The organism is Hugenholtzia roseola DSM 9546 (assembly GCF_000422585.1).
Classification (GTDB): Bacteria; Bacteroidota; Bacteroidia; order Cytophagales; family Bernardetiaceae; genus Hugenholtzia; species Hugenholtzia roseola.
The window spans coordinates 43,417-44,298 of record NZ_KE383885.1; the positions used below are offsets into that span (position 1 = coordinate 43,417).

1 protein-coding gene is annotated in these 882 nt (G+C 45.0%); it reads right to left on the reverse strand.

Annotation, left to right across the window (positions count from 1 at the left end):
- Positions 1–200: 200 nt before the first annotated feature.
- Positions 201–614 (reverse strand): hypothetical protein, encoded by a 414-nt coding sequence (locus G500_RS0117890; RefSeq protein ID WP_027003539.1) that lies wholly within the window; start codon positions 612–614, stop codon positions 201–203.
- Positions 615–882 lie beyond the last annotated feature (268 nt).

Consider the following 882-nt stretch of genomic DNA (forward strand, 5'->3'; position numbering starts at 1 on the left):
TACGCAATCCTTGTTTTAATGGAAGAGGGTTTTTAAGTTATTTAAGGTCGCCCAAACTACCGATATTTATCGCATATCTACCCCCCTATCTACTTAAAAGATAGAGAAAAATCTTCCCCTAACCGAAGTCAGGGGTTTTGTTTGGAGCTAATCCTACTACTTCTTCTTAGAAGACGCGACTGCCTACTTGATAGACGTGGTCATACAGACGGGTCAGATGTCAGCACTGCTGTGCCTGCTGCATTTCCCCACAGGGGCAAGAAAGCAAGCACAGGGATGCCACTATCGCTGGTCGATAGCCCCTCGGGAGCTTTGTACGCTTTCGCAAAAAGTTCAGGGGTGAGTACCTCCAAGATTTTCTTTTGAGTCGGAGCGTCTCTGTACAAATGTCTATAACCGCCCTGACCGTCTTCCACGAACAAGAACAGTCGCTTCGACGTTTTGAAGGAAGCAGGACTCGTAAACAAGCCTTCTATTTGTCCTCCACTACCAATCCCAAGCAAGAAACGGTCAGGGATTGAAGAGTGGGAAGCTATTTTGACATCCTTTGCGGCACGCACCTTAGCGTCCGCTAAGTTTTCTTTAATTTTCTCACGTAGCTCGGCAGTAAGCATAGGGATTAGTTACTTTGGGGGTTTAGATTCAATCCAACGTGGGAAGAACTTTGCACGGCAAAACGTTGGGATTATAGGGGATAATTACAATCCTTGTTTTAATGGAAGAGGGTTTTTAAGCTCTGCGGAGGTGACGGCCGTTACCAGTCAGCGCAACGTCGCAATCCTTGTTTTAATGGAAGAGGGTTTTTAAGCAAGAATGTAGATTTGAAAAAGGTAAAGTATTTTGCGGTCGCAATCCTTGTTTTAATGGAAGAGGGTTTTTAAG

What these genes read in the sequence shown, in the direction of transcription:
- G500_RS0117890 (WP_027003539.1), bottom strand. Translation starts at nt 614, where the DNA reads ATGCTTACTGCCGAGCTACGTGAGAAAATTAAAGAAAACTTAGCGGAC.